Below are 23,277 nucleotides of genomic sequence, written 5' to 3'. Positions count from 1 at the left end.
CTAATTTTAATAATAAGTGTTGTATAATTGGTGTTTTTTAACTAAAATGGATATTATTTGATTTAAAGTTAAAATTAAATTAGATTATAATTAGATAGATATTGTTTTTGTTGGTTGTTGTGAAAGAAGGCACGTGTTTTAGAAAGGAGTATAAGAATGTGAAAGGAGTAAAACTGAAGCTTTTGCAGTTAGCAGCTGTCAGTCTTCTATTTGGACCGTATTTCCAGTCTGTCTATCATATGACAGCATTGGATGTAGCTGCTGAGTCAACAGAAGTGAAGGAGGATGAGGTATTTCTAGATGAGGACTATGCAAAAATCGAAGGGAGGTATATCGAAAAAGAAGAAACGTTTGAATGGCATCTGGCTTTTGAAAAGAAAGAGAGTGCGAACGAAGGTAGAATACGTTTAGCAATCGATACAGCTGCTGCCGGTATTGGTACCGTAAAAAACGTTCGGGGAACAGGTCTCTCCTCTTACGATGAAGATGGAGAAGACTTAAAAGTCGAGACAATCGATGGTCAAGAATGGTATGTCGGAAAGTTTTATTCGAAAGAAGCTGAGACCGGCACATTGGTTTTTGAAACAGAAAAGATTCCAGATGTGAATGAAGGGGAACTACCTCTTCAAGTGGTGGTCGATGAAAGAATAGCTAATCAAGAATTACAAGAAAATGAAACAGATACAGAGGATTCCGCTGAAAATCAACGTAGCGAAGAAAATGAAACGGAAGAGCTGGACGCACCAATCGTGCCCAGCGGTCAAGCACTCCAACGCATTCAACGCCGGTTATTCAACGGTATTTTAGAGCGTCTTGGACCAACAGCTACGCAAGATCCATATGAATATATCTATCCTAGCGGAATAGCTGAAAACGATCAGCACCGCTATCCACGATTTACAACGAATGACTATACGAAAGTATTAGGAAATTGGTCACAAAGTAATGAACGCTATCAGGGAGAAAAAGGCTCACCATATGATGGAGAGAACTTAATTGATGATAGTGATTACACAATCGGGGGAGCGAACTGGAGAAATTACGACTATGCGGCTGATAATGGATCAACTGCAGGTGAAGAAGATGTAAATGTTCCGGCTCAAACCGTTCAGCTTTGGGGAGATGAACGGAATTTTGAAAACAGTTACTTGGATTATAACGGGGCATATATCAAAAAATGGGTAGAACCAGTTCCCTCTAACAATCCAACGGCTGACTTACATCCTGAAGATGCAACGACACTTTATAACGTTTATCTAGATGTGATTGGAAGTGAGAAACAAGAAATCAGTCCAATTGATATCGTTTTTGTTCTAGATAAATCAGCCAGTATGAATGAAGGGACACTGGAAGGCGGAGGACAAAGTAAAAATGCGGCACTGATAGAAGCGGTAAATGAAATTAGTGAAAATCTGCTATCCGACCCAAATATGGATATTCGGATCGGTATGGTGAATTTTTATCATAATAGTACAGTCATCAATAACCAGGAAGAAATCAGTTCGGACATCTTTCCGTTGACAAATGACATCAATCGTCTAACAGGTAGTGAGAATACAGCACTGAATCGTACACCCATCGGAGGAACGCCGCTTACACTAGGACTTAAAAATGGTTATGAAACATTGTATGCGGATAACGGCGGAGAAAATAGAAATCCAGAAAAGATCCTGATCGTCGTAGGAGACGGAACACCCACCTTCAGTTATGCTCCAATTGAAAGAAGTAACAGACCAAATTTTACCAACTGGGCAGTTATGAATAATATGATCGCTCGAGATACAGGCGATTTATTTAAAAACTTTGAAACATATTCTGGAAATACATCAGGAGCAGGTTTTAGTTATCCTGTTGTCTATCCTTCAGAATTTAATCGTCCAGAAGATACGTGGGATTATAATTATCGTTACGGAGAGGTAAAAGACGGTGATGATAAAGCAACCCATTGGGTTGGTACTGGTGGTGCTAGCAATGGTACTACAGGAGAACCGGATACCCAAGAAAAATCATCTGCCATCAATACTGTTGCATATCATCATTGGCTGAAAAACAAGTACCAAGAGAACCCACCAAGTATTTTCTCCATTGGGTTAGGCATCGACGGAAGTATTGCCGGCAGACAGCGGCTCGATGCAATTGGACGAAATGTATTAAAAAACATTGCTGATTTAAACGATGATGGCACAACACCGCGTTATTACGATGCGAACAACAAGAATGACATCATTACAGCCTTGGAGGATATCTCCTCTACTTTCAAGAAAACGATCCAGCAAGCCACACTTTATGATGAAACAGGATTCAATGTTTCGCCATTTGGGGCTGGAAGAGATGCTGATATTCAGTTTTACCATCTAGATCCAGGAGAAAATGGCATGAAGTACCAAGAGCCAGAAATATGGGATGAAACGCGTCATGGACAAGCACCGCCAGAAGTAGTGGCGACACCGACAACGTATGTCGGACGAGAAAATCAAGCCTATAAATTTTCTCCGATTTCTTTAGGTGAAGGGGAAATGGTCAGGATCAAGTATCAAGTAAAACTGGATGCAGGAGCACAAGACGGGAATTTCTATGCTGTAAATAATCAGGCATATATCCAAAATCTGGAAGATTATGATAACGATATCACATCTGGTCGAATGTATTTCCCAACGTCCTCTATTCGTTATGAACACAAAGACCGTAATTTCCAAGTTAGCAAAACAGGGCAAAATGGGGAACCTTTAGCAGGAGTCGAATTTGCTCTATATGACCAGGACCCGGATAGCGGGGATGTGGAACCGATTGAAACGAGAACAACTACCAACGATGGAATCGCAATCTTTGAAACGAAGATCCCTGTGCTGGGGGATGAAACAGGTGCTGTCAGTGATATTTTCTGGATCAGAGAGATCGCTGGACCGCCACGTTATCAGTTGGTAGATGAGACATATCAATTCCAGATCAAAAAATATGCAGCCTCCGAAGATGAGATGCTAGGGCACTATGAGCTTGTGGACGCAAATACAACTGGAACGAGGTTTGGCGGACCAGAAGGAACAGACCAAGATTCCTATTATGAAGGAGAGTATCACAAGCTTTCTGTTGTACAAGTGCCCAACATAGACGGAACAGATTATGATGAGCTGTATGTCAAATTGGAAATGCGGAATGAATTCAAGCCAGTCCACATGAACATCAATAAATTAATTGAAGGAAGCACTACGCCAATCAATGGGGCAGAGTTTGAACTTTATCAAACCGATGGAAGCGGACTTGAAATTGGAACGCCGGTAGCTAAAGGAATCTCTGGTGCGAATGAAGCAGATGAAGAGAAAGGAATGCTCACGTTCTATTCAGTAAATGAAAATGGAGAATATTTGCTCGTGGAGGGTGAGAAAGTCATTCATCCTATTGGAGAACCAGATTCATTTATTCATATAGACAATGAAGAAAATGCCAACTATGCAGAATACAAAATCGTTGAAAGTCAAAGCCCAGAAGGTTTCAAAGAACCTGACGAAAACGACACATGGATCTTGCGACTGTACGATAATGAGGCAGGTACCATCCAGCTTAGACAAACAGGTGAAGCAAACTGGCAATATCTCACTTATTCAACAGACGAAGAGGGACGATTATGGGTGGTATTCACTGCTTACAATACGTTTGATTACCGGGAGATCCGGGTTAGAAAATTAGATCATGAAGGCAATCCTTTAGATGGTGCAGGTTTTGATATCAGTAAAGTGGGGGATTCTTCCTTCCCGCTGTATCGAGCATACACAGGCAACCCGTTAGAACCCGAAGAATCAAGACGTTTGTCTGGAATCGGTTACTTCTATCTTTATACAGTCGGTGTAGAGAAATATGTCGATTTAGAATACAGTCAACCTTTACGCTTGTCTATCGGCGAATATGAAGTTTCGGAATCTGTTGCACCAAACGGGTATCAATTGTCTGATCAAGTATTCCAGTTTGCACTGAATGAAGAAGGGAAATTTGTCATTGGAGAGACAGTCATCGAAGACGAAACTGATCCGTTACCGGAGGGTTATGACATCATCGATGGTGTATTACAAGTAACCTTAGAAGATGAACTAGCACCAATCGATCTGGAACTTTTGAAAGTTGACAGTATGAGTAGTCGACGTCTTGAAGGCGCAGAATTTTCAATTGAGAAACAAAATAATGCGGGAGACTATGAACTCATCGACGGAGGCTTGGCACCAGATCCAAACGATTCTTCCCTATTCAATGCTTTGGATTTGACGGAAGGATTCTATCGGATCAAGGAAGTGAAGTCGCCGGACGGCTACAGGAAACTTCCAGGCTACTTTATTTTAGAAATTAGTTATCGAGAAGAACCAGAAGTGGAAAATGATCGGGTCGTTCCAGGAAAAGAAGCCGGGACACTAAAAGTTGAGGTCTCTTATTATCCAAACGAAGAAGCAGAGACTCCTGATCTGCAGCAAGAGTTAGAGTATGAACTTTTGGATACGAACCGAATCAGGCTACAGCTTAGTGTCGGGAATGATCCTGAAAATCCATTGCCTGCTACAGGGGGATCCGGACGATTGTTCTATATCCTGCTTGCTGCATTCTTCGTGGCACTTGCCGGTGCAGCCTATGGTTTGTATGTCAGACAATCTAAAAAGGAGGGGGCAAGGTAATGAAAAAGCTGTTGTGTTTGATGCTTCAATTACTTGTTTTACTGCCATTTGTAGCAGTCCTTCTTCCTCAAACGATGTCGGCAGAAGAATTAGGGGAAGACGTTGTGGAATTCGTATTGCATAAACGGATGATTCGAGATATCGATTATAACGACCAATTTGAATTCCATGAAAATGACGGTCTGGCTATCTCTGAGGAAGCGGGAAAAACAGCAGATATCATTTCGCAAACGGTCCCGCTAAATGGAGCGACATTCGCCGTTTACGATATGACCGATTATTATCATGACAAAAAAGCTGCTGAGAACATGACCTCTAGAGAATTCGTCCAGCAAATCGCTGAAACGAGCAGAAACAATATCCGTCAGTTGATCACAGAAGAAAGACTTGCCCAGATTGGGGAGTCGGTAACGACTGGAAAAGATACGGTTGGTGGATTAGGAGATGGGATTGCACGCATCCAAGTACCTAAGAAAAACCAAGATCGAGATGCAGTTTATTTGATTTTTGAAGAATCAATTGATCCGGAAATCGGGTTGAATGTGGATATCGATCAAACAGCGATCCCGATTGCTGCTGTTTTGCCAATCTATCATCCAACAGAACCAACCGAGGAACTGCAAGAGATCCATATCTATCCTAAAAATGTCGGTTATTTAAGAGATCCATACTTTTTCAAGTATGGACGACAAAGAGGAACAACTGAAAAAGGACGCCCATTAGAAGGTGCTGTTTTTGCTCTGTATCAGATGATAGAAGGGGAAAAATATTATTTAGACATGGCTCCTGCGAATGACTTGAAAAATCAATGGATCAAACCAGCAAACAACGATCCTTTGAATGATAAAAATGTAAGCAAATTCATTTCAGATAAAGACGGTCTAGTCACGACAGGTCAACGATTCTTACCCTCTGGTACCTATTATTTTGAGGAATTGAAAAGTGTAGAAGGGTACGAAATGGACGAAGCAAGTAAGCAAATCGAGGTCATTGTCCCTGAATCTTGGGTGGATGCAGAAGGACAGCCGCAATATGTAATGGTCAATGGGCAGAAGATGGCTGAATTGGAATCCGGAAAAGTTCCAGCCTCTGCCTATGAATCAGCAACACCACGCGTGTATAACGAGACCATAAAAGAAACAACGGACAAACCGAAAGAACCAAGTGGACCAAGCAATCCAAATCAACCTGTGAAAGGGTCCGTATTTCCACAAACCAATGAAGCAAGAACACTGATTTCTTTATTAGGAATCCTTTTGTTGTTAGGTGCTGTTTTATTAATAAAAAAAGAACGGGGAGAAAAAAATGAATAAAAAAATGATGACCATGGGGATGAGTGCACTGTTGCTCGCAACTGTAGGATTAGGAAGTTTTGGAAATGGAAAATTAGTTCACGCTGAAGAAGTCACGGAAAAACCAAGTGAAGTGACGATCACATTACACAAAAAAGCATTCACGACTGTGCCTGAAGAACGACCGAATAGCGGGTTGGTATCAGATGATTTTGGTAATGAGAATCTTCCAGGCGTCGATTTTGAAATGTTTGATGTTACAGATGTCTATTATAATTTGCTGAAAGATGACCCTAGAACAACTGACATAGATGATGATGGGTTAGAACCTGACGCTGCGATTGCTTTGATCCAATCAGATCACACAGCAGCATGGTTTGTATCTTATGGTATCGAAAGTATAGATAAGCAGACGACTGGCGAAAATGGTGAAGCTGTTTTCAGAAATGTCCAAGTGACGGAAGAGGCACCTTCTTCGAGAGATAAAGTCTATCTCTTCTTAGAAACATATTCACCAGCTCATATTTCAAGAATCGCGTCTCCAATGGTTGTCATGATGCCAGTTATGATGCCAGATATTATTGGCGGTGCATGGGATGGAACCTCTTGGAAAGATACGTACAACACCGATGTACACTTGTATCCTAAAAATGAAATCCAAGATTCTTCCAAAGAAATGAATGTAGATGAAGCAGACGTTAGAACAGTGACGATTCGCAATGAAAATGGTGAAGAAGAAACGATCCGATATGTTGACTTGGAAAAAGGAAAAACAGTTTCTTATACAATAACTGCACCGATTCCTTACTTTATTGATGAAATCAATGAGGACAATACAACAGTCATCACGCATTTCACGATCACAGATACGCCAACAGAAGGTTTGAGTTATTTTGATCAGGATATCCTTGTACAAGCAGGAGATACAACACTGGTAGAAGGTACTGATTATACAGTAACGAAAGTAGGAAACGGTTTTGTCGTGGAGATCATTCTTGAAACAGGAGGTATACCGAACACAGCAACGCTGGAAAAATTAGGGAATCATCGTGGCGGGGAATTAACTGTTACCTATGACTTGCAAGTCAACGCAATCATCAATGCAGATGAATTCCATAACAATACAGCATTGATCGAAATCGGTAGAGGTGACGAGTATGACTACAACGAACGTCGCGTGCCACCAGAAGAAGTAACGACTGGCGGGAGAAGATTTGAAAAGTTTGATGCTTCAAGCAATGCTTTACTAGACGGTGCAAGATTTGAATTGTGGAACGAAGAGAAAACTGCTTATGCTGTTTTCTATAAAGATGGCGTACGTCTATCTGTTTATGAGTCAGGTGCTGATGCAGAAGAAATCACAATCGATTGGGTAAGTGATAATAGTGTAGAGGCAACAGAATTTGTCTCAAATGACCAAGGATACTTCGAAGTTGTTGGATTAGATTACGGAACATACTTCATGAAAGAAACAGTAGCACCAGAAGGATATGTTTTACCAACAGGTGAAGCAGCTTTCACAGAGTTCAATGTAGAATATGGTAGCTATGATGATGAACTTGTGATTGTGGACTATGAGTATCCAGGAGCAGCACGCGTACCAAACGTAAGACAAGGATTTCTTCCTTCTACTGGAGGGAACGGGATCTTAGCATTCTTGCTGATCGGTCTAAGTTTGATGATTGGGGCCTACAGCTGGTACCGTAAATCTAAAATGAAGTCTGAAGTATAAGCAACAAAAATAAGCTGCAGCAATCGGTTTTTATAAAGGTTGCTGCAGTTTTTTTAAATAAGAAGGTGAAGAAAATGAAAAAGAAAACAGAGAAAAGACCTCAAGCAAAAATCAGTATGTTATTACAATTATTCATGGCAGTGATGTTTCTTACAGGAGCTGCAGTTTTTACATATCCATTTTTAGCTGATGCTCTCAGCAATTATTTGGACCAAAGAAGGATCGAGAATTATCAAAAACAGCTTGCACGAGAGAAAGAAGAAAAACATGAGCAACGATTAGCAGTACAAGAAAAGAAAAATCAGGCGCTTGCTCGTACGGCAGCCATCCCAGGAATGGGTCAAGTCAAAGATCCTTTTGAACAAGCGGTTAGAGATGTCCGAAATCCAGGAAAAGAATACTACGAACAACATATGATCGGAGCAATCTATATTCCAAAAATCAATGTTAGCTTGCCTTTATTCGATGAAACAAATGATCTTTTATTAGATAGAGGAGCGACAGTTCTACAAGGTACCTCTTTTCCAATTGGAGGAGAAAGTACACATTCCGTCATTACTGCCCATAGCGGTGTTGCTGAGAAAAAATTGTTTACAGATCTTGAAAAAATGGAGAAAAATGACCGTTTCTATCTTGAAGTATATGGTCAGATGCTCGCTTATGAAGTCGTTGAGAAAATCGTTGTCCTTCCAACAAAAACAGATACATTAGCAATCAGAGAAAAACAGGATCTGGTCACACTTATTACTTGCACACCTTATACTGTGAACACCCACAGGTTACTAGTGACAGGAAAGCGAGTCCCCTTTACAGAAGAAGCCTCTTCGAAGATGGAAAAGACAAAAAGATACCATCTTTATCGATTACTTGCGCTCTTATTAGGTGTATTGCTAATACTAACTCTTTTCGGTTATTGGGGTTATCGAAAATTTAAAAGACAAAAACAACCAAAGAAAAATAACAGATGATAGACCAATTATTAAGAATAACATAATAAATTTAAGCTGCTTGGAAGAGACAAAAGCGATTAAATCGCCTATTTCCAGTTTTTTTGAACGTTTTCTAAAAGGACATTTTACAGGTAAGCCAACTTGTTTCACAAAGGCTTCTTTGATATTGTAGAAGCAAGAAGAAAGATGGAGGGATTTTTTATGGCAAAAATCATGGTAGTCGAGGATGAAGAAATCATTCGACAATTGATTATGGAAGAACTTGAGAAATGGCAATTCGAAACCTTTGGAACGACCGACTTCAACCAAGTATTTTCAGACTTTGAAAGAGAAGAACCACAGCTTGTATTGCTAGACATCAATCTTCCTGTTTTGGATGGGTATTATTGGTGTCAAAAAATACGTGAAGTATCGAAAGTACCGATCATTTTTATCTCCAGCAGGAATACGAATATGGATATGATCATGGCCATGAACATGGGAGCAGATGATTTTGTGACAAAGCCTTTCCAAATCGATGTACTGATTGCCAAAATCAATGCGTTGCTTCGCCGTTCTTATAATTACACAGAATTATCCAGTGAGATGATGAGCCATAATGGTATTACGTTGAATGTCGACAACGGAAGTATGGAGATCAATGGAGAAATCATTGATTTGAGCAAAAATGAATACCGCCTGCTATTTATTTTGATGAAACACAACGGAAAGATCTTAAGCCGTGAAAAATTGCTGCGAGCACTTTGGGATGACGAGCGGTTTGTAGATGACAATACATTGACAGTGAACATCAATCGGTTACGCCGAAAAATCGAACAGGCAGGTATCCAAGGATATATCGAAACAAAAGTAGGACAGGGATATATCGTTCCCTGAAAGGATGAGCTTTTAAGATGAATTTCTTTAAATATTTGAAAGATCAGTGGACATTGATCTTGGGATGGCTGTTTTTTATTGCCTTAACGATCTTTGTGATGTGGCTAGCCCCAAATATCAAAGTGGATTTGAGTACGATTGCTTATTTAGCTTTGATCGAGGGCGTCTTTCTGATTTTTTATCTGCTAGGTGGCTACTTGAGCAAAAGAAGATGGTGGGGGAAGTTAGCTGACATACAAAAAACATCTCCTTTGCAAAATTATTTGAGTGGCGGGCGGACAGAAGAAGAAAAACTGGTAGAAGAATATATCAATCAGCTGATCCGCGAACATCAAGAAGTGATGCAATCAGCAATCAGCAATCAACAAGACCAAAAAGATTATATTGACTCATGGGTCCATGAGATCAAAGTACCACTTTCCGCTTCCAAGTTACTGGTTCGTTCGATCGAGTTCGATATTGACGATCAAAAGTATACCTTACTCGAAAATGAATTATCAAAAATCGACGAATACGTAGAGCAAGTCTTGTATTATGCAAGACTCGACAGTTTCTCGCGGGACTATCTCATCCAAGAGTATGGATTGAAAGGAATCATCCAGCCTGTGATACGCAGTCAGGCCAATTATTTTATCCAAAAAAATCTTCGCTACGAAATCATTGGTGAGGATCATACTGTTTTGACTGATGCTAAATGGGTCGCTTTTATCTTCAACCAACTGCTTAGCAATGCCATCAAATATACGCCGGATCACGGAAATATCATGGTGAGCATAAAAAAGGAAGCGCAAGGAGTCAGCCTTTCTGTTAAAGATTCAGGAATCGGTATCCCAGAGGAAGATTTGAAACGAATCTTTGATAAGGGATTTACTGGAAAAAATGGACGACTTAGCAAAACGCATTCAACAGGATTAGGCCTGTATTTGGCAAAAAATCTGGCAGAAAAATTAGGTATCCAATTGACGGCTGAATCAACTGAAGGAAAAGGGACGACAATGACTTTATTTTTCCCAATCTTAAATTTTTATAATGAAAAACGTTAGAAAATCGTTAGAAACGAAAAAAAACGCTTGTGTTGTTAACGTTTTCGCTGATAAGTTTTTTATCATGTGAAATAAAAGGAGATTGGTTATGGAAATTTTAATAGCATTAGTCCCTATGTTGGCATGGGGTAGTATTGGTTTAGTAAGTGGTAAAATTGGTGGCGATGCCAATCAACAAACACTAGGAATGACGATTGGTGCATTTCTGTTTTCTTTAGTTGTCTTTTTCGTTGTTAGTCCTGTAATCACCCCTTGGATTTTCTTGATTGGATTTTTATCTGGCTTGGCTTGGAGTGTTGGACAAAATGGACAATTCCATGGAATGAAGTACATGGGTGTTTCTGTAGGGTTACCATTGTCTACTGGTTTTCAATTAATTTTGAATACGATTGCGGGAGCCGTTTTCTTCCAAGAATGGACACAAACGAAAGATTATGTATACGGTATTATTGCTTTAGCTCTTCTTGTAAGCGGTGCGTATTTGACGGCACGACAAGATGACGAAGGAAAAATAGATACAGATAATAAAATGCTTGATTTTGGTAAGGGCTTTAGAGCATTGATCTTCTCTACGATTGGTTATGGCGTATATACGATCATTGTCAACTGGGCGAATTTGGATGCGATGTCAATTATCTTACCTCAAAGTATCGGAATGATCTTAGGTGCAAGCTTCTTTGCTTTCCGTAAAGTTAAAGTAGATCAATTTGTATGGAAAAACATGATCTGTGGATTATTATGGGGCTTAGGTAATATCTGTATGCTTCTAACAGTCAAATCACTTGGTTTAGCTGTTGGATTCTCACTTTCACAAATGGGGATCATTATCTCTACTTTAGGTGGGATTTTTATCCTTGGCGAAAGAAAAACGAAAAAAGAGCTCATTTATGTTATTGTTGGTTGCCTTTTAGTCATTTTAGGTGGTATCCTTTTAGGGTACATGAAAACAGTTTAATCACTGTTTTCCAACCTAAAATGGGGAGGAACTTCAATGGATTTGTTTCGTAAGAAAGAAATCAATCTCAATCATACGAGTGAGATGAAAAAAGAACTAAAAACGTCTGATTTGATCATGCTTGGAATTGGCGCGATCATCGGTACGGGAATATTTGTGGTGACAGGGGTTGCGGCCAATCAAAATGCTGGTCCAGCACTGTCACTTTCATTTGTCTTAGCTGCAATCGTTGTCATTTTGTCTGGACTGAGTTTCGCAGAGTTTGCTTCGCGAGTGCCAGTGATCGGTGGGCCATATGCCTATCTGTATGTTGTCTTTGGTGAATTTGCTGCCTGGTTGACAGGGTGGTTGTTGATCGGGGAATTTTTGCTAGCAGTTTCCTCTGTGGCTTCCGGCTGGTCTGGCTATATGCAAGGTTTCTTGAAAAGCTTAGGAGCCGAACTTCCACAAGCATTAACTGGCGGGTACAATTCGGAAAATGGTACATACATTGACTTGATTGCGGTACTCGTAGTGATATTCGTCACTTACATCGTGTCGCTTGAAGCCAAGAAAGCATTACGTTTGAATAATGTCATGGTATATGTCAAATTTGGTATCATCGCGTTGTTTATCATTGTAGGGATATTTTTCGTTAAGCCTGATAATTGGCAGCCATTTATGCCTTTTGGTTTTTCCGGTGTGCTAGATGGTGCAGCTCTTGTGTTTTTTGCTTTCTTGGGATTTGATGCTGTTGCAATGGCAGCTGAGGAAGTCAAAAACCCACAAAAAGATGTACCAAGAGGGATCATTGGTTCGATACTGATCGCTACGGTCCTTTATATCATCGTGACGTTGATCTTGACAGGAATCGTTCCTTATACTGAACTAGGTGTCAATGATCCAGTGGCCTTTGCCATGAGGTATGTAGGACATGGAACAGTTGGCGCAGTGATTGCTGTAGGGGCAATCTTGACGTTGCTGACGGTGACGATCTCGATGATGTATTCACTCGCTCGTTTGTTGTTTGCTGTCAGCAAGGATGGTTTGCTACCTAAATTTATGACAGAAATCGATCAAAAGCATCGTACACCGAAAAAAGCGACTTATGCCGCTGGTGTGGCAGCTGTATTCTTTGCCGGATTTTTCCCATTGAATGTATTAGCGGAACTAACGAATATCATGGCGCTCGCCTATTTGATGCTAGTTAGTCTAGGCTTACTGAAGTTAAGAAAAATGTTTGGCAAACCAAAAGCAGGAGAATTCAAAGTGCCATTCGTTCCGATCTTGCCAATCGTCTCGATCTTGACTTGTATCGTCTTGATGCTTCGTCTGCAGACGGTGACCTGGATCGTGTTCGGTATCGTAATGGTTATTGGACTGATCATTTATTTTGGCTATGGCTATGGACACAGCAAGATGAACGAGAAATAGATTCCAATGGAGAAGTTAGAAGAAAGATAAGAAAAACGCCCATCAACAGTTTATTAAACTGTTGATGGGCGTTTGTTTTAGTAACAAGCAAAAAATGGTCTATTGGGTTAAATCCAAAAGTTTTTGTTTCAGATCTTCTTCCATGTGTCCAAGTTCTACTTCTGCATGACGACGTTTTTCTTTTCCTTCTTTTTGGATACGCAAAGTTTCTTGGATCGTTTCGATCAAATCGTTTTGTGTAGTTTGCAGGGTCTCAATATCCACGATTCCGCGTTCGTTTTCTTTCGCTGTTTCGATGGCTGAGATTTTCAGCATTTCTGAATTTTTCTTCAATAAGTCGTTTGTTGTTTCAGAGACTTGGCGTTGAGCGGTCACTGCATCTTTTTGACGAAGCAAGGTCAATGCGATCACGACTTGGTTTTTCCACAGTGGAATGGCTGTAGCAATAGATGCTTGGATCTTTTCAGCTAAGGCCTGATTTGTATTTTGAATCAAGCGGATTTGTGGGGCTTGCTGAATCGTGATCTGTCTAGCTAAGCGAAGGTCATGTGTACGTTTATCCAGACGATCTAGGAATTGTGTATAATCGTTGGCGATTTGGACATCCATCTGATCACCAGTTTCTTCTGCTTTTTTCATTGCTTCTGGAATGATCGTTGTTTGAAGTTCTTCCATTTTCAATTCTCCAGCAGCAATATAAATATTCAATGCATCAAAGTAGTCTTTGTTTTTTTGGTAAAGCTGTTCTAACATCAGATTATCTTTTAATAGTCCGTCTTTTTCTTTATCTAATTTCACTGAGATCTTGTCAATTTGTGCACCAATTTTTTGATATTTTGCTGTCACTTCATAAATCGATTGTTTGACCTTACCGAAGACACGTTGGAAGATATTTCCTTCTCCGGCACGCAGTTCATCAGGGTTGGCTTCTTGGAGACGGTACATCAGTTCAGTCAACGAATCTCCGACTGGGCCAATATCTTGAGCTTGTACGTGATTCAACATTGATTGTGAGAACTCACTTAATTTCGCTTGAGCAGCTGAGCCATAGCTGATGACAGACTGTGCATCATTGGCATCGATTTTTGCTGCCAGCTGTTTTGCTTGTTCTTGGCGTTCCGCCGGTAGTTTGTCAATTAAGCGAGCAGCTGTCTGTTGCTCTTGGAGCTGATCAATCTCCGCTTGTTGTGAAGTGGTCAGCGTGTCTGTTGGGGTTGAAAACGGGTTGTTCAATAAGTCTTCAAGTGTATCGTTAACTGGTGTGATATCTTTTGTTTCAGTCGGTTTATGATCCATAAAAAATTCCTCCTTGTCGTATCTGTTCTCGATTCTTACATGAATGTCTCTACTTTAGAAAAAGTACTCGAAACAGCCAGACATCATCTGAATGTTCCGAGTCTTTTTTATGAACAAAAGAGTTACTCTTTTTGTTCTGGTTCATGTTTATTATCACGCTTTAAGCTTTGTTTCGCAACAGATATCTCTACGTCGATGTCGTCTAGGTCATCAGCGACGAATTTTTGATAATCTTGTGCGATCAAAGCGGATAGCTGATCAATGATCTGCGCGCTTTCTTCTAGTTTTTCATAGGTTTGCTTGTTTTTGATCTCATGGTCATTGATCTCATTATACTTATTTGTCAAATCAACTAGATTCGGCAGATGCGTATAAAGAAATTGACTTGCTTCATGCAGTCGATTTGGTTCCTTCACTAATTCTTTGAATAAAGCTTTTGCCGCTTTGACTGGGTCATGACGGAGATCGATTGCTTTAAGTTTGGCTGTCTGCTGCATGTTCACTTGCAACTGATTGATCTCATTTTTTGTTTGATTCATCGTTTGTCGGAAAAATGAGATTTCATTCGCTGTCATACCGCTTTTTTCATAGTGAGTCTCAAGTTCGTCAGTCAGTGCAGGGATTTCTTCTTGTTTGCCTTTTTTCCTGCGCGAACCGAAGAGCCCCCACAAAACTAAAACCACGCCTATCAATAAAAGTCCTAGAACAAAAGAAAAACCATTGTTTCGGACAAAGAGAAACAGCAAGACCAGTGCTAGAAGCCACGGCCAATTTCGTTTTATCATAATAAGCCCTCCAAGTCATTTATCGTTGAGTATTGAATTCTTTCCGTTATTCGATTACATTCTTATTTTAGCATACTGACTACTAGAAAGAGTATCGGACTAAAGAAGGATTTTCTATATTTAGAGAAAATCTAAGGTTTATCTATGGTAAACTAATAGGGAGTTTTCGAGAAAAATTGAAAAATGAAAAAAAAGCAGTTATGATTACAAAGAAAGCAGGAGAAGATATGCTGAACAATGAGCAATTTGAAGAAAAAACAATCAGTCGCAAAGAAATCTATAGCGGGAAAATTATCGATGTTGCTGTAGATGAAGTTCGTTTACCAGACGGAGGAACTTCGAAGAGGGAACTGGTATTTCATCCTGGCGGTGTTGGAATCATTGCTTTTGATGAACATGACCGCCTGCTCCTTGTCAAACAGTTTCGAAAGCCTTTAGAAAAAGTGATCTTGGAGATCCCAGCTGGAAAAATCGATCCAGGAGAAGGAAAAAATCCTGAAATGACTGCAGCCAGAGAATTAGAAGAAGAAACCGGCTATCGTGCGAAGTCGCTGAGCCATCTTACTTCGATGTATCTTTCACCAGGTTTTGCAAATGAAGTCCTTCATATTTATCATGCACAAGGAGTAGAGAAGGTCGAGAATCCTTTAGCTCAAGATGAAGACGAAGTACTGGAGCTGTATCATCTAACTCTTGAAGAGGCACAACAAGCGATGAAAGATCAGTTGATTTGTGATGCAAAGACGATTTATGCGATTCAATACTGGGAATTATTGACCAAAGGAAAGTAGAGGGATCGGCTTATGGCCAAAGGACCGCTTATTACGCGAAGCGAACTTCGCAAGCGACAACAAGCACAAGCAAGCGAGTCATTAAAAAAACAGCGAAAAGCAGAAACAGCTTATCAGCAAGAAGAAAAAAAGATTGCCAGCTTTTATCGTAAAGAAAGCAAAAAGAATAAACCAATCACGAAAACAAGGATCAGTGAACGAGAAAAGACGACCAAATGGAACTCTTTTTTGATGAAATCTCTTATTATTGTTATCCTAATGTTATGTGTGGTTTTTTTAGCAATCGCATTTATATAGAAAGAAGGAATTAAAAAGATGAAAATCGGTATTATCGGCGCAATGGAAGAAGAAGTAAAAATTTTGAGAGAGAACCTAAGCGAACCATTATCATGGGAACGCGCAGGCGCTTTATTTATTTCAGGTTCATTAGGTAACCACGAAGTGATTGTCGTACGTTCCGGTATAGGAAAAGTCTTAGCATCTATTACCACAAGTCTGTTGATCCAACAATACGGCGTGAACATGGTGATCAATACAGGTTCAGCTGGCGGGATCGGTGAAGGCTTACAAGTAGGCGACATTGTTATATCAGATAAAGTAGCTTACTTTGATGCAGATGCAACAGGATTTGGCTACAAACCAGGTCAATTACCAGGTATGCCTCTATATTATGAAGCCAGCACATATTTGCGCAGTGAAATGGCTAAAGCAGCAAAAGCAACGGATTTGAATGCAAAAGAAGGATTGATCGTTACAGGCGATACATTTGTCGATTCTCCAGATAAAATCAAAGAAATCTTAACGAATTTCCCAGAAGCTTTAGCTTGTGAAATGGAAGGAGCCGCTGTTGGACAAACGGCCCGTCAGTTCAATATCCCATTTTTGATCGTACGTGCAATGAGTGACACAGCGGATCACTCGGCGACACAAAGCTTTGACGAATTTATCGAAGACGCAGGCAAGCGATCAGCAGAAATGGTGATCGAATTTGTCAAACATCTCGTATAAGGAGGACTAAGATGAACGCATTGATTTCGATTGACTATACCTATGATTTTGTTGCAGAGGATGGAAAGCTGACGACTGGTGCAGCAGGACAAGCAATTGAAAAAAAGCTGACTGCCCACACAAAAAAGTTTATGGAGCAAAAGGATTTTGTCGTTTTTGCCATTGATGCACATGATCCAAAAGATTCTTTCCATCCAGAGAACCGCTTATTTCCTCCGCATAATGTGATAGGAACGAGTGGACGGGAATTGTACGGCTCTTTAAAAAATCTGTACCAAGAGCATGAGCAGCAGGAAAATGTTTATTGGATAGACAAACGGCATTATTCCGCTTTTAGTGGAACAGATCTAGACATTCGTTTGCGAGAACGTCAGATTACAGATGTTTATTTGACCGGCGTGTGTACAGATATTTGTGTGTTGCATACAGCAGTCGATGCGTATAATCTAGGATACAAACTCCATATTTTCAAAGATGCCGTGGCAAGTTTTGATCCTGTCGGACACGAATGGGCATTGAGACATTTTAAATCCACGTTAGGTGCAGAGATTCTATAAAAAAACAAAACCTTTTTTAAAATAAAAATCAAAAAATAATAAAAGAAGAGCGTAAAACGAATCACATTGTTTTGTGCTCTTCTTTTGTTTGTTATTTTTTATCAAACATATCATTTACACTGTAATAAATCCCTTTATTATTAACAACTAAAGTTATATTTTTCTTTTTATAAAATATCACTTATTATAATTTTGTTTTTTATTGACAGCAAAAATAAATTAGGTAATACTTTAAGTAAACGCTTTCTAATTTGTTTCAGGAGGGATGGACTTGATAAAAAAACGAATAAAATACAGTGCACTAATGATGAATCTCCTCATGCTCAGTACTCCGATTTTGACTTCTGTCGTTGAAGTTGCTGCTAACGAACAGACTGTGAACGAAGAAAATGCACACGTGAACAGCGAAGAAACGTCAATATTGGAGGAAGAATCAACGGCTAGTGAAGAGAAGGATGTGGAAGAAGGAAATGATCCTATGATAAAAGAATCAGAAAATGAAAAGACAGAAAAGCAATCTGATGAAGTTCCTGAAGAGTGGAAAGGGGTAGTTTTCGGAGAAAGCACAAGTGCCAGCAGATATGCGATTGAACCATTAGAAGACGGCGTGCGGCTCTCTTCCACGAATAACGGTGGGAAATTCCAGTCAAGCGGATCAGATGGAATGACCTATTATTATCAAGCCATTCCGAAAGATACCAATTTTAGGATGCGGGCGACGATTGAAATAGAATCTTGGACCTATACGAATGCTCAAGAAGGATTTGCATTGATGGTGAGAGACACAGTACCAAAAGATCATTTGTTTGGGCAAGCATTTTATTCGAATTCATTTGCCATACTGGGCAGTCGGATCGAATATGTCTGGGACTCGGATAGACAAGAAGTGGTCAGCACGAACGGCAGCAAATATACGATGCGACTTGGATTGGGGACACGGGCAATCACAGGAATATCATCTGAAGATCCTCAAGCCGCGCCTGCTCCTGGGAGTGTCTCAGTGGAAACAACGCCTTTAGAGACTTCAGCAGGGCTCTTAGAAAAAGAAGCAGGTTCTTATAATATATTCGGAAACGGTCATGGGAATCTGTTTCCGGCTACGGATTCGATTACTAAACTAGATGTAGAGATGAAAAAAACGAACACTGGTTTAGAGGCATATTATTACGATCCTGAAACAGGGGAAGAGCTAGCTTCTGACATCATGTATGACTGGGAAAAGCTATATGCTTCCGATGAATCGGTTATCTATGCAGGATTTGCTGCAGCAAGGAATATGACGATCAAGGTAGAAGGAATCGAAGTGGCTTACTCAGATCCTGCGACAGATCCTCCTGGACAAGAAAGGCCCATTCGCTTGATTGATCCGATTTACACTGTGACCTCTAGTAATCATTCAGGAAACCAAGACCATACTATGTCCTTTAGAGCAAATGCTGACGGATTATTAACAATCAAAAATCAAGCAACAGGAGAGGTACTTGAGAACGCGAAAGACTTGGCAATCACTGCAAATCGGGAATTTGATTATCAGACAAAATTGATGGAAGGAACGAACGAATTTACTTTCAGTTTTACACCAGATAAAAACTATCCGCCAGAAGAATACGTAGAGATGGCTAGTTATGAAACAAAAGAGATTCTGCATACAGTTGATTACCGTAAACCTAACTATTCGACAGTTTATGTAACACCGGAAGGGTCAGATACAGGAAACGGAAGCAGACAAAATCCGTTATCTCTGACGCAAGCATTGAGATACGCATATGCTGGGCAGACAATCGTCCTGGCTCCTGGAACTTATTCCTTTGAAAGAGGATTGACGATTCCAAAAGGAGTTAACGGGACAAGAGAAAACCCGATTCAATTGATTGCAGAGAAAAATCCAGAAAACAAGCGACCTGTACTTGATTTTAAAGGAACTGGAAATGGGATGACACTGTTTAGTCACTACTGGGTTTTACGTGGGTTTGACGTTACAAATAGTGCTGCTATGCAAAAAGGATTGCAGATTTCTGGAAACCATAATTTGATTGAAGAGATCCATGCTTATCGGAATGGAAATACAGGAATCCAAATCAGTGGTAGCTCAAATGATCCTTTCGAAGCATGGCCAGCGCATAACTTAGTCAAGAACTGTACATCTTTTGAAAATGCTGACCCGGGATTTGAAGATGCCGATGGATTTGCGGCCAAACTGACAATAGGAGAAGGGAATGTATTTGACGGTTGTATCGCTTATCATAATGCAGATGATGGTTGGGATCTTTTTGCTAAAAATGAAACAGGTTCAATCGGGAAAGTAGTCATCAAAAACTCAGTTGCTTATCGAAACGGTTGGGTACCGGGAGTTGAAGGAGAAGGGAACGGTAATGGATTCAAAATGGGTGGTTCCTCTTTATCGGGCCCTCATGAATTGATCAATAGTTTGTCTTTCGAAAATCTTGCGAAAGGAATCGATTCCAATAGCGGAACAGATATTATCGTCAATAGCAGTACAAGCTTCAACAATGGTTCCTATAATGTGGCTCTTTATACCTCTTCGGCAGGAAACACAGACTTCCATGCTTCTGGTATCTTATCTTTCCGAACAGAAAATCTTGAGATGAGAGAGCAGATCCGCCCATTGAATCAAAACGAAGATCAAATCTATCACTCGTTGAACTACTATTGGAATGAACGAGAGAAACAATCAGAAAATACTCTTGGACATACCGTATCAAAAGATTGGATCGAATCTCTAAATACACATTCGCAAGAAGGGCAGCAGCCTGTTACGCGCTATGCGAATGGAAGCATCCATGTCCATGGATTGATGCAAATCAAACCGGAGAATCGTCAAACAGAAAAGGGAAGAGTAGATGGTCTTCCACTATCTGTAGGTGCTACTTTTGACGGAGAAACCTCACCGTCTTCGGAGTATCCAGAATATACAATCGTACAAGAACCAAATCAGACAAAACCAAACGAACAAAATAATCCAATCATTATCCAAGAGGCAAATGGTGTGACGGAGAATGCAGAAGGAAATATCATCGAACTGAAGCCTTTTACAGTATCTGTGTCAGCATTCACACCAAATCAAGGAACGCCTGTCTTTGAAGATATGCGTTATTTCCCAGAAAAGATCCAAATCGTTGAAACACAGTCAAGTGCTCAATTTTCTAATCATACCGCTATTTTTTCAGCACCCTCAAAAGGAGAATATACGCTAGAAGTCACTTATCGTTCGGAAATATTTGATGGTGAAAAATGGGTTGCTCATACAGAACCTGTTACCCAGCAAAAAGCGATCACAGTGCGAGAAGCTGTCAGTGTGCCGCCGGGAACTGATGAACCAGAAGGGGAAAATCCAGGGAATGGATCGCCAAATGAAAAACCTTCTGATCCAGATGGGACAGCAAAAGAAAGGGAAAAAGATGGCGCTCAAGGACTTCCACAAACAGGAGAGTCTAATAGCCCGTTGTTAGCAGTAGCTGGAGGAATTTTGTTGATCGGTGTAGCTGCTTATGTCATGAAACAGCGAAAAAAATAAACGCACGGTATCCTTTTGATAAGGTAGAACAATTAGTTGAGGAAAGTAAAAAAAGAAGGAAGTGAGACGTCAATTCGTCCCGCTTCCTTCTATCATTTTTATAGATGAGATCCCACTTGCTGTGTTTGTTTGGCTGTTCTTATTTCTTGAAGTAGGACAGCTTTTTCACAACCTCTGATATACGGTGTTCAAAAGCTTGCATCTGCGGTAATAAGCCCAACCAAACGAAAAATAGGAGGAGCTATTTTTGTTTGGCTGTTCTTATTTCTTGATGTAGGACAGCTTTTTCACAACCTCTGATATACGGTGTTCAAAAGCTTGCATCTGCGGTAATAAGCCCAACCAAACGAAAAATAGGAGGAGCTATTTTTGTTTGGCTGTTCTTATTACTTGATGCAGGACAGCTTTTTCACAACCTCTTACCAGATTCGCACTCTTTTTTCTGGCGCTAGATACATAGCATCTTGTTCTGTGACACCAAATGTTTCATAGAATTCATCAAGGTTTTTGGGTTGCACATTTGCTCGTAGTTTAGCAGGAGCATGAACATCGATTTGCAGTAAAAGTTGTTGGTATTCTTTTTTTGCTTTTGTACGCCAAATCGTTGCCCAATTGACAAAGAATTCTTCGATAGAAAGATCTGATTCTGTTTTTGCTGCTTCCAATGCACAGCTTAGACCGCCTGCATCCGCAATGTTTTCTGAAACAGTTAATTTTCCGTTTACTTTTCCGTCAGCAAAAGGCAGACCATCGAATTCTTCGATCATTGCTTGTGCTTTGTTTTGGAATTGTGCAAGATCTTCTTCTGTCCACCAATTGTTCAAGTTGCCATATTCATCAAACAAAGCGCCGTTATTATCAAATGCATGGGAAATCTCATGAGCGATAACAGCTCCGATTCCCCCGTAATTAGCAGAGCTTGATTGTTCTAGACTGTAAAACGGCGCTTGAAGGATGGCTGCCGGAAAGACGATCACATTCCGGAATGGATGATAATAAGCATTGACTGTATCAGCGCTCATTTCCCATTCTGAACGATCTACCGGTTTGTTCCATTTGCTGAAACGATCTTTTAATGTGAGTTTGCTGAAAGCAAGAGTGTTTGAAAGCAAAGTACCACCTTGATCTGCAGGCACTGTTTTGAATTGGTCGAATAGTGCTGGGATCTTATCGGGGTAACCGACTTGGATACCTAAGTTATTTAATTTTATGACGGCTTTTTCTTTTGTTGCATCCCCAAGCCAGTCATTTTCTTCTAGCCGTTTTTTATAAACGGCAATCATTTTTTTCACCATTTGCTCTACATCTTTTTTAGCAGCTTCGCCGAAATATTTTTTCCCGTAGTAATCACCAACGACTTGATCAAATTGACCAGAGGCAAGATAATACGCTGCTTTTTTCTGAGGCATTGCTTCGTCTGTTCCAGACAATACGCGAGAATAGATTCCGCTGACTTGGCGGAATTCTTCTGATAGATACCCACTAAGAGAACGTACTGTTTTAATAATCATCCAGCTTTTGAATAAGGGGAAATGAGCTTCTGTCAGGATGTCATTCAAATGATCAAAGTACACTGGATCAGTGACGATCACTTTATCTGGGGTTGTCCCAATCAAACCAGTGACAAGTTTTTTCAAGTCAAGTTTATCTGTGTATTGAATAAATGTGTCAAAAGATTGCGGATTATACATTTTGCTGTAATCTGCGTTTTCTTCTGCACTTTTTACATGAGGAGCAATCAATTTATCAAATTGCACTGCTTGTTCTGTGATTGCTTCTGCCTGACTTTTTTCTTTGCCAGCAAGCTCCAATAATTGAACCGCCATATCAAAGAAAACGCCCATTAGTTGTGCACCGTTAGGATGTTCTGGTGCATAATACGTCTTATCTGGAAGAAATAAAGAAGGCGGATAAGCAAAGAAAGCATTCGTCTGTGCATTCTTCATATCAGCATCTACATCTAGATTAAATGGCAATGGTAGTGTATCCAACAACCATTCCGGGAATTGCTCATTCAATTCGTCGAAAGACTGCAATGATTCAACTTTCTCGATTACAGGCTGAAGTGGTTGAGCATGCAACTCATTTCTTCGGTCATAATCGTTTGCCAGTTGATAATAAGCAAGGAAATGTTTCATTTTTTCTGAAGATACTTTTTCTGGATGGGCAAGCAGATCGTCTGTTTCTCCCATCAAAAGTTGGTCGATTCCGTCAACTAAGTCTTGGAAACCGCCTGTAGCTGGTTTATCTGCAGGGATTTTTGCTGTTTTTTGCCATTCTTCATTGACTGCTTCATAGAAATCTTGTTTCAATCGTTCTTTGTTCATTCATCGATCGCTCCTTTTTTGTTTCGTGTGCCCATTATCTTACAAAATGAAGGAATTAACAA

Annotated in this window: 16 protein-coding genes; 13 read left to right on the top strand and 3 right to left on the bottom strand. The window is 40.2% G+C overall.

Features of this window, described 5'->3' with window-relative positions; genetic code table 11:
• Positions 1 to 158: 158 nt before the first annotated feature.
• From RWU19_RS00965 to RWU19_RS00930, 8 genes are all read left to right on the top strand, one after another.
• Positions 159 to 4,655 carry a SpaA isopeptide-forming pilin-related protein gene (locus RWU19_RS00965; protein WP_123838020.1) on the top strand — a complete coding sequence of 1,499 codons (4,497 nt, stop codon included), beginning with the start codon at positions 159 to 161 and terminating at the stop codon, positions 4,653 to 4,655.
• Positions 4,655 to 5,968: a pilin N-terminal domain-containing protein gene (locus RWU19_RS00960; RefSeq protein ID WP_123838019.1), complete on the top strand. Its 1,314-nt coding sequence runs from the start codon at positions 4,655 to 4,657 to the stop codon at positions 5,966 to 5,968. Before RWU19_RS00965 ends, RWU19_RS00960 begins: the two co-directional genes overlap by 1 nt.
• Complete coding sequence (locus tag RWU19_RS00955) at positions 5,961 to 7,679, top strand: SpaH/EbpB family LPXTG-anchored major pilin (RefSeq protein ID WP_123838018.1); 1,719 nt, start codon at positions 5,961 to 5,963, stop codon at positions 7,677 to 7,679. Before RWU19_RS00960 ends, RWU19_RS00955 begins: the two co-directional genes overlap by 8 nt.
• A 74-nt stretch (positions 7,680 to 7,753) precedes the next feature.
• Positions 7,754 to 8,647 (top strand): class C sortase, encoded by an 894-nt coding sequence (locus RWU19_RS00950; protein ID WP_104764642.1) that lies wholly within the window; start codon positions 7,754 to 7,756, stop codon positions 8,645 to 8,647.
• A gap of 183 nt (positions 8,648 to 8,830) precedes the next feature.
• Positions 8,831 to 9,505: a two-component system response regulator SapR gene (sapR, locus tag RWU19_RS00945; RefSeq protein ID WP_002291233.1), complete on the top strand. Its 675-nt coding sequence runs from the start codon at positions 8,831 to 8,833 to the stop codon at positions 9,503 to 9,505.
• Between the two features lie 17 nt (positions 9,506 to 9,522).
• Complete coding sequence (sapS, locus tag RWU19_RS00940; RefSeq protein WP_123838017.1) at positions 9,523 to 10,548, top strand: two-component system sensor histidine kinase SapS; 1,026 nt, start codon at positions 9,523 to 9,525, stop codon at positions 10,546 to 10,548.
• 88 nt (positions 10,549 to 10,636) lie between these two features.
• Positions 10,637 to 11,503, top strand: coding sequence for a GRP family sugar transporter (locus tag RWU19_RS00935; protein WP_002291228.1), 867 nt, complete (start codon positions 10,637 to 10,639; stop codon positions 11,501 to 11,503).
• Positions 11,504 to 11,539: 36 nt separating this feature from the next.
• Positions 11,540 to 12,916, top strand: coding sequence for an amino acid permease (locus RWU19_RS00930; RefSeq protein WP_104764641.1), 1,377 nt, complete (start codon positions 11,540 to 11,542; stop codon positions 12,914 to 12,916).
• Between the two features lie 99 nt (positions 12,917 to 13,015).
• Here RWU19_RS00930 and RWU19_RS00925 read toward each other — a convergent pair whose 3' ends face one another.
• Positions 13,016 to 14,212: a toxic anion resistance protein gene (locus tag RWU19_RS00925; RefSeq protein ID WP_002291224.1), complete on the bottom strand. Its 1,197-nt coding sequence runs from the start codon at positions 14,210 to 14,212 to the stop codon at positions 13,016 to 13,018.
• Positions 14,213 to 14,334: 122 nt separating this feature from the next.
• Positions 14,335 to 14,997 carry a 5-bromo-4-chloroindolyl phosphate hydrolysis family protein gene (locus RWU19_RS00920; protein ID WP_002329575.1) on the bottom strand — a complete coding sequence of 221 codons (663 nt, stop codon included), beginning with the start codon at positions 14,995 to 14,997 and terminating at the stop codon, positions 14,335 to 14,337.
• A gap of 227 nt (positions 14,998 to 15,224) precedes the next feature.
• Between RWU19_RS00920 and RWU19_RS00915 the strand changes: the two genes are divergently transcribed.
• The 5 genes from RWU19_RS00915 to RWU19_RS00895 all read left to right on the top strand — a co-directional run bounded on the left by RWU19_RS00915 (position 15,225) and on the right by RWU19_RS00895 (position 20,888).
• Positions 15,225 to 15,788 (top strand): NUDIX hydrolase, encoded by a 564-nt coding sequence (locus RWU19_RS00915; RefSeq protein WP_002329574.1) that lies wholly within the window; start codon positions 15,225 to 15,227, stop codon positions 15,786 to 15,788.
• A gap of 12 nt (positions 15,789 to 15,800) precedes the next feature.
• Positions 15,801 to 16,085 (top strand): cell wall synthase accessory phosphoprotein MacP, encoded by a 285-nt coding sequence (macP, locus tag RWU19_RS00910; protein WP_002286760.1) that lies wholly within the window; start codon positions 15,801 to 15,803, stop codon positions 16,083 to 16,085.
• An 18-nt stretch (positions 16,086 to 16,103) separates the two neighbouring features.
• Complete coding sequence (locus RWU19_RS00905; RefSeq protein WP_002308200.1) at positions 16,104 to 16,796, top strand: 5'-methylthioadenosine/adenosylhomocysteine nucleosidase; 693 nt, start codon at positions 16,104 to 16,106, stop codon at positions 16,794 to 16,796.
• An 11-nt stretch (positions 16,797 to 16,807) separates the two neighbouring features.
• On the top strand, positions 16,808 to 17,353 hold the full coding sequence (locus tag RWU19_RS00900; RefSeq protein ID WP_002314540.1) for a cysteine hydrolase family protein: 546 nt from the start codon (positions 16,808 to 16,810) through the stop codon (positions 17,351 to 17,353).
• Between the two features lie 271 nt (positions 17,354 to 17,624).
• Entirely contained in the window at positions 17,625 to 20,888 is a 3,264-nt protein-coding gene (locus tag RWU19_RS00895; RefSeq protein WP_410053476.1) for a right-handed parallel beta-helix repeat-containing protein, read from the top strand.
• Between the two features lie 419 nt (positions 20,889 to 21,307).
• Here RWU19_RS00895 and RWU19_RS00890 read toward each other — a convergent pair whose 3' ends face one another.
• Positions 21,308 to 23,215 (bottom strand): M13 family metallopeptidase, encoded by a 1,908-nt coding sequence (locus RWU19_RS00890; RefSeq protein WP_038398445.1) that lies wholly within the window; start codon positions 23,213 to 23,215, stop codon positions 21,308 to 21,310.
• Positions 23,216 to 23,277: the final 62 nt, after the last annotated feature.

The organism is Enterococcus sp. 2STP, from assembly GCF_032465635.1.
GTDB lineage: Bacteria > Bacillota > Bacilli > Lactobacillales > Enterococcaceae > Enterococcus_B > Enterococcus_B lactis.
This window is presented reverse-complemented; position numbering and strand designations above follow the sequence as displayed.